General features: G+C 39.8%; 6 protein-coding genes and 1 tRNA gene. 1 reads left to right on the plus strand and 6 read right to left on the minus strand.

Features of this window, described 5'->3' with window-relative positions; translation table 11 throughout:
- Positions 1-17: 17 nt before the first annotated feature.
- The 6 genes from Q1R07_RS04220 to Q1R07_RS04245 form a co-directional block, all read right to left on the minus strand.
- Positions 18-1778, minus strand: a complete 1761-nt coding sequence (locus Q1R07_RS04220; protein WP_300486318.1) for an FAD-dependent oxidoreductase — start codon at positions 1776-1778, stop codon at positions 18-20.
- Entirely contained in the window at positions 1775-2998 is a 1224-nt protein-coding gene (locus Q1R07_RS04225; protein WP_300486319.1) for an FAD-dependent oxidoreductase, read from the minus strand. The genes Q1R07_RS04220 and Q1R07_RS04225 overlap by 4 nt, the downstream gene beginning before the upstream one ends.
- Positions 2999-3135: 137 nt before the next feature.
- On the minus strand, positions 3136-4041 hold the full coding sequence (locus Q1R07_RS04230) for a hypothetical protein (RefSeq protein WP_300486320.1): 906 nt from the start codon (positions 4039-4041) through the stop codon (positions 3136-3138).
- Complete coding sequence (locus tag Q1R07_RS04235; protein ID WP_300486321.1) at positions 4028-5128, minus strand: sigma-70 family RNA polymerase sigma factor; 1101 nt, start codon at positions 5126-5128, stop codon at positions 4028-4030. Before Q1R07_RS04235 ends, Q1R07_RS04230 begins: the two co-directional genes overlap by 14 nt.
- Positions 5129-5131: 3 nt before the next feature.
- Positions 5132-6133 carry a hypothetical protein gene (locus Q1R07_RS04240; RefSeq protein ID WP_300486323.1) on the minus strand — a complete coding sequence of 334 codons (1002 nt, stop codon included), beginning with the start codon at positions 6131-6133 and terminating at the stop codon, positions 5132-5134.
- A 199-nt stretch (positions 6134-6332) separates the two neighbouring features.
- Positions 6333-6405 (minus strand) — tRNA-Phe (locus tag Q1R07_RS04245).
- A gap of 99 nt (positions 6406-6504) precedes the next feature.
- Here Q1R07_RS04245 and Q1R07_RS04250 point away from each other — a divergent pair.
- Positions 6505-6785 (plus strand): type III pantothenate kinase (locus tag Q1R07_RS04250; RefSeq protein WP_300486325.1); only part of this gene is annotated, 281 nt, incomplete at its 3' end.

Raw genomic sequence — 6785 nt, forward strand, 5'->3', positions numbered from 1 at the left:
CGGAAGATAAAGTTGTATTACCAGCCTAGATAATACGCCGGATCCAGCCATTCCGGACGTTCTAGTCCAAAATGAGTTTCCAGCATCTTTTCGGCTTCACATAGTGCGCCTTCAACCCATCCCTGCTGATCGGAATAGGCTTCCCCGCAAATATGAATTTGTTCTGTTGGTTTTGGTTGTCGCATATACGGCATTACATTTTTAACCTCATATCCGGCTTTCCAGGCGTGATATCCGGCACCAAACGGATCATCAGACCAGTCTCTGAAGTAGGTTACATACGGATCCGGGATTTCGACATCAGGACCGTGTAATTCGCGTAACTGATTCATCACTTCGTTTACCATCATTTGGGAAGCCTGAACGCTGTCCAGTTCGTGTAATTCTTTTAATGACGCCGAATTGGACGCTTTTACTTTAAAAAGAATCTTATCGTCCGATAGTGCTTTCCAGAACGTTTCGGTTTCCATATCACCATAACTACCTAATAACATCGAATTATCGGTATGCGTATCGGTACCAAAATAATAGCACTGGCGCATTGGTAAATCGGTTATGGAATGCCCGGAATCGATACCTAGTTTTTTCCACCACGGATGCGGGAATCCCATCAGGATTTTAAAAGCCGGTTCCATAATTACGGAACGGATATTATTGTTTAGCGTACTGTCTTCATTCACATTAAAAAAGAAGTTTTCCTGATCCAGTAATTCCAATGATCTACGCGGCATCGCCAATACAATAGTATTGGCGTAAACATGCCATTCCTCGTTGGTTGTAATGTTTAGGAACGTCAGCTGGTATTTGTGCGAATGTTTAAAAGCGTGCTCTTTTGTAAAAGTAATCAATTTGTTTTCCGACCAGATACAAGCGCCCGGATTGTCCATGTAGGTGTTGGCAATGGCGTAGGCAATACTGTCAAAACCTTCTTCAATGGTTTTATAAACGGTTCCTTCGGAGAAATCGCCCACCATATAGGGGAACGCCTCTGCAGAATTCCAGTTAATCGTATTGGAATAATAACCGCCGGCATTGGCTAAAAAGGTATAACCTTCCTGTGATATCTGATCCTTGATCAAATTCCAGAAACCGATATCGTTTACTTTCCGGCCTTCGTAAGGCGATCCTTTAAAATTATAGCGCAATTTCGGTTTGATATCATCCCATTGACGACTGGTGATTTCGAAAGTATACTCGTATTCGGATGTTTTTTTAACAAAATCCGAATAGTTTTCCCGGAACCACGGATCGGCCATCAACACATCATAAATGATTTTATTGAACAACTGATCGGAACTAAAACCCAGATCGTCGTCATTCAGATAATAACGGGTGATCAGTTTTTTACCGGCATCCTGAGCCACATTCCAGGCATCCTGTTTAAAGCGTTCTTTTCGCAAATACATCAGTAATTTTGACGTGTCACCCATTGGAAACGGAACCGGGTTCATTTTGTCGACTAGCACTTGCTTGCGTTTGTTTAGATCCGGCTCGGTTAGCGGATAGCCTTCGATAAGCGTGGTTACGATTTCCTGAGAGGTAAGGTAACGCATTCCGCCCATTTCGCCCCAGAAATCCATTCCGGGCATAATCACCGATTCCAGTCGGCCGCCCAAACGATCGTTCAGATCAAAAATCTGAACCTGATCGGCGGTGAATTTTTTATCGGCTACCAGTCGGTAAGCAGTGTATAATCCGGAAGTACCGGCGCCAACAATGGCGACTTCAATTTTTAGACCGGGTTCCATCCCCGGATTTAAAGGTGTGTTTTTATTCATAATGGTAGGTTTTGGTTAGTGGTTTGAAGCGCTCTAAAGAATTTATAGCCCAATTGGAAATTGGAAATATCGTAATCGGATTTGCCATCCAAAGCCATATCGGATAAGATTTTGCCCAACAGCGGTGTAAATTTGGCCGCCCATCCGGTCGCATAGACCACGATATCTTCATGATTCGGAACGTAGCTCGGCGCGAAATCGATGATCAATTCTTTATTCGGAATTTTACTCAGCGCGATCAGACAGGTTGAGGTAAAGCAAGGTTCGGTATCCAGTCCGGTCATATGATTTTTGACCCATTCGGACGTATAATTTAATTCTTTTTCGTTCGGAATAAAGGAGCGGTCGTACGGTTCGTCCAACGGTTCGATTACAAAATCGGGCGCCACGCGGATATAGTCGGGATGATCCCAGTCGACTTCCGGGAAGCCATAAAATTGATTGCCATTGTCACCTTCGGCATTCTGGAAGACAAACCAGGTCGGGTATTGTACTTTTTCATCTGTCTTTTTAAAATAGGCGGAAGCCATATTCCAATAGGTTGCTTCAATGGTAAAATCCAATAAGTTGATCACGCTATTGATATACGGACCGGGTGTGATGACGATTTTTTTAGCGGCATAATAGCCATTTGGAGTCATTAGGTGAAACAAATCGTCTTTCCGTTCGATATGCGTCACGGGAGATTGTTCCAGTAAAGTCGTATTCGCGTCTTTTTTACAACGTTCCAGTAAGGTTTCAATGGTCGCTTTAAAGTTGATACTCGCACCGTCGGCCTGAAATAAACCGGTGTAGTTATCCGGTAGGTTGCGGAAATTGTATTGCTCTTCGACTTCCTTGGCGGTCAGTTTGGTATAGGGAACGTTGAGTTCTTTTAAGGCGATTTCGGCTTTTGCGATATTTCCTTCAGTGGAATGAACCTCCGGATCGCCAAACCAAAGAGTGCCGACTTTATCAAGTAGTTCGGTTTCGGTATGACTTTGTAATTCTTTCCAATAGGGTAACGAATCCAGCGCCATCTGAACCATATATTTTTCAGGATACGGAATCCGGAATTGTCGGGAAACTCCTGCAGAACTTCCTTGTTGGTTTACAAAAGTAAACTGTTCCAGTACGAGTGTTTTGGCATTTCTTTTTCCCGAATAGTACGCCGTGGCCAGTCCCATAGCGCCACCACCGATCACGATCACGTCATAAACGTCATTTGCAGTAGTCTCCATAATAAGATGTAGGTTGTCTTGGTTATGAAGCTAAAATTAGGCGCTATCCGGGTAGGATTTTACAGTAGAAACACCTGTTTTGGACACTTTCAGCCGAAACGGAAATAGAGGTATTCTTTGCGTTTCGGTGTTGCGTTTTATAAGGTATACAGGAGCTGTACCAGGAATTTATTTTCGGTAAAAGTATTTTTGGTTTTAAAGAATTGATTTTTGTCGTCACGCTTGCTAAAAAACAAATTGTTCGCTTTCCCGGAGCTAAAATGCAGTGCCACCGAAATGTGTTTTGACAACGAATAATGCAGTTCGATGAGATAGCCCATTTGGAGTGCTTCGGCTTTAAAATCCTGTATTTCATCAAAGGTTAGCGGTAGGTTTTCGGAAGAACCGATAAATTGAGATGTATAAGTAGCGGTGCTCACAAAAGCTCCGATAGAAGGCGTGAATTTATTGATGTTGTAGTACAATTGAATGGGAAGTTGTAATTGGAAATTTTTAGTATCGATCCCTTTAAAAAGCTTGGGTTGCTTGTTGTTTGTAAAATAATAGCCGTTAAGAACACTTTCGTTTTGTGTGGCATCAAACGAAAACGAACCCATCCAATAAAAGGCGTCAAATCCTATTCCTACAGAAAAATCGGAATTAAAAAGTGCTTTGCGGGTCCAGATTCCAAGTCCAAGACCGATGGTGTTTGGCGCATTCAGTTCTTTAAACAGACTATTTCGGACGATACCCAAATGTAGTTTTCCGCCAAAAAACCAACTTTGTGTTTGCTGTTTTTCGATTCTTTTTTTATCGGTCACCAAAACAAGCGTATCAATCGCGATCTGGAATTTTTTTCCGTTTTGAATTAATTCCAGTTTGTCTTTTTTATCGGTTTCGGAAGTAAAAACTGCCTTGTCTATTTTGGTAAAAGGTTTTTCGACAAAAACCGTGTCGTATACGATGACTTCCTCGTAAACAAAAACAGTGTCAGTCTTTTTTTCCTGCGAAAAAGCAAAACCGGAAAAGATTAAAAAAAAGAGTAGGAGTTTATCGCGTAACATAAATAGTGTCTTTTTTTACAATTTGTTTTTTAATGACAACTACTTTTTGAGGTTCTTGTGGTATCGAATCTTTTAGTGTTGTAACCACTGAACTTGCAGTTGTTTTAGTTGTGTTGTTTTGTAAAACCGTTGCTTTTTCCGATGTAATAACCGTTTCAGTTTTATTCGGATTTGGAATTGTAATCGTCTGATTTTTTACCGAATCGACGGTGTTTACAAGTGGCTGATTGGTACTGCTATTTGTAATCGATTTTGGTTTTACTTCCGGAGTTTTTTGCACCGGATTAGTGTTGTTACGATAGGTATACGCATAAACAAAAATGCTAAGTATGCTGATCAAAACCAAGCTTGCTGCGATCGTTTTTACGGCAAAAGAGGTTTGAGATAAGCCGATAAAATCCTTTGGCAATGGTAATTTACCCGAATTTAATTCTAATTTTTTTTGCGGTTGTATTTCAAAATCCCGGAACGGTTTTCTATAATAGTTGGCAAACATCTGATTTCCGAATCCTAAGAAAAGTAAAAAAGCAACACGGCGTTTTTTCTTTTGATCAACTGGTTTTTCCTGTATTTTTTCGAGTAAAAAGGTCTGAATGGCTTTTCGGGCGCGGAACAAATGCGATTTTGAAGTCCCGGTTGAGATATTGAGTATTTTACCAATTTCAACATGCGAAAACTGATCGATCACATAAAGGTTAAAAACCGATTTGTGATGTTCCGGCAATTGGTCAATTGCTTCTAATATATCGTTCTTTTCCAAATCGGAACTCAGAAGTATGCTTTTTGAATCTATTTCTGCGGTGTTCATAAGGGTAGTAGCATCAGCAATTTCACAGTCTTGGTCGGTTGAAAAGTTTATCTTTTTGGTTTCTTTTAAATGATGGATGGCCATGTTGATCACAATTCGGCTTAACCAGCCATTTATAGCGTTGGCGTCTTTTAGGGTGTTTTCTTTTTGGATGGCTACAATAAAAGAATCCTGAATAATGTCTTCGGCCGTGGCCAGATCTTTTATATACCTGCGACAAATCCCCAGTAATTTTGGGGATGTCTTGCTATAAATTTCGTTCCAGTTAAAGGTCGCCATAGTTTAATTTTGAACCACAAAAACCGACATAAAAGTACCCTCGGAATCGTTGATGTGCATGGCTTCAACACCGTTAACCACTAAATGACTGGTATAACCATCTCCAACGGCTACCTGCGTTATTTTGTAGGCACCACTGTTTTGAATTTTAAAATCGATAATACCGCCCAATTCCGGCTGACTGTTGTCGAATGAAATTCCGTTTTTGTAAATAGTATTCGAACCATTAGTAACATACATATCCGTTGCAAACTGCATTTTTGTAATACCGTTGATCGGAGCCGGAAGTGACGTTTCCGCATTGGTGTTGATGTTTTTATAATAACCGGCATTATTCAATACTCCGAAAGCAAACATATCACTACCATTTGTCGCCAGACCGTTTATAATCGAATTTGGGATTTCGTTAAAAACATTGTTTGCGTAATAGCCATTAATGGTTAAACTACCATTTGCGGAAGCCGTGATATAAACGCTATTGTTTTGAATTTTAATTTTTGGAAGATTCTGAACATAGTGACCATAGTTACGAACGGTAGTTTTAACACCGTTTTTCCAATAGGCAAGGGTATAGTCGTCGAAAGTGATAATCGGTTTTTTGGTATAACCCACAAAATAAACATCGCTTCCAATTACTTCCATATCGGTGATGGTCATGACTTGTTCTTCATCGGTGCTTAAAGCGGCTTTCAGATTGGTAAGCACTCCGTTTTTCCAAAACATCGGAACGTTTTCAAGAGCGGTTGTTGTCGCTCCGATTCCAATTCCTAAAACATAGACATCGTTATTGGATACGATTACTTTGTTTGCTGTAGGTCCCGTAAAACCATTGGAATCCAAAATAACAGGCTGGTTGTTTTTCCAATAACACGCCTGATTGTCTTTTTGACCGGCAACATATACATCGGCCGAGTTCGTCGCTGTGGTATTCGAAATCAGGTCTTCACTACAGGAAATTTGTAATAACGCGGTGGCCAGTGTTAGAACAAGTAGTATTTTTTTCATAATAAAAATAAATTAGGGTTAATATAGTTTAATTTTATTATAAGAGTGAAAAAACGATAAGGGTTGCAGTAAAAAAATAAAAATATTTTAAAGCTTACTTCCGCCGGAATGACAGCCGCTGATTTGTAGTTGTAAAGCTGTGATTTTTTTGGAAAGTATATAAATAAAAAACCACTCGAGATGAGTGGTTTTTTGTAAGTGGTGCCTCCAGGAATCGAACCAGGGACACATGGATTTTCAGTCCATTGCTCTACCATCTGAGCTAAGGTACCGTGCTTGTTGCGGGTGCAAATATATAATCATTTTTGGTTTGTGCAAAACATTTTTTAGAAAAAATCAATTCGTATCTTCGCAAAAGCAAAAAAGGAAATATGATTTTAACGGTTGATGTCGGAAATACTAGAATTAAAGCATCTGTCTTTGAGGGAAATACTACTATGGAGGATTTTGTTTTTGAAAAAAATGATCTCGAAAAAAAAATTGAAAAAATTTTAGAAAAATATCCAAAATGCTCCGATTTGGTTGTTGCTTCGGTAGGAAGTATCGAAAAACAATCATTTTTGTCTTTCGAAAATAGACTCAAAGTCCATTTTTTTACCCACGAAGATATTTTTCCTTTCCATAATAAGTATGCAACTCCAAAAACTTTAGG

It is taken from the genome of Flavobacterium sp. (assembly GCF_030146175.1).
GTDB lineage: Bacteria > Bacteroidota > Bacteroidia > Flavobacteriales > Flavobacteriaceae > Flavobacterium.

Excerpts from the sequence above, each read along its gene's own strand:
- Q1R07_RS04230 (WP_300486320.1), bottom strand. The coding sequence starts at position 4,041 with ATGTTACGCGATAAACTCCTACTCTTTTTTTTAATCTTTTCCGGTTTT.
- Q1R07_RS04225 (WP_300486319.1), bottom strand. The coding sequence starts at position 2,998 with ATGGAGACTACTGCAAATGACGTTTATGACGTGATCGTGATCGGTGGT.
- Q1R07_RS04220 (WP_300486318.1), bottom strand. The coding sequence starts at position 1,778 with ATGAATAAAAACACACCTTTAAATCCGGGGATGGAACCCGGTCTAAAA.
- Q1R07_RS04240 (WP_300486323.1), bottom strand. The coding sequence starts at position 6,133 with ATGAAAAAAATACTACTTGTTCTAACACTGGCCACCGCGTTATTACAA.
- Q1R07_RS04235 (WP_300486321.1), bottom strand. The coding sequence starts at position 5,128 with ATGGCGACCTTTAACTGGAACGAAATTTATAGCAAGACATCCCCAAAA.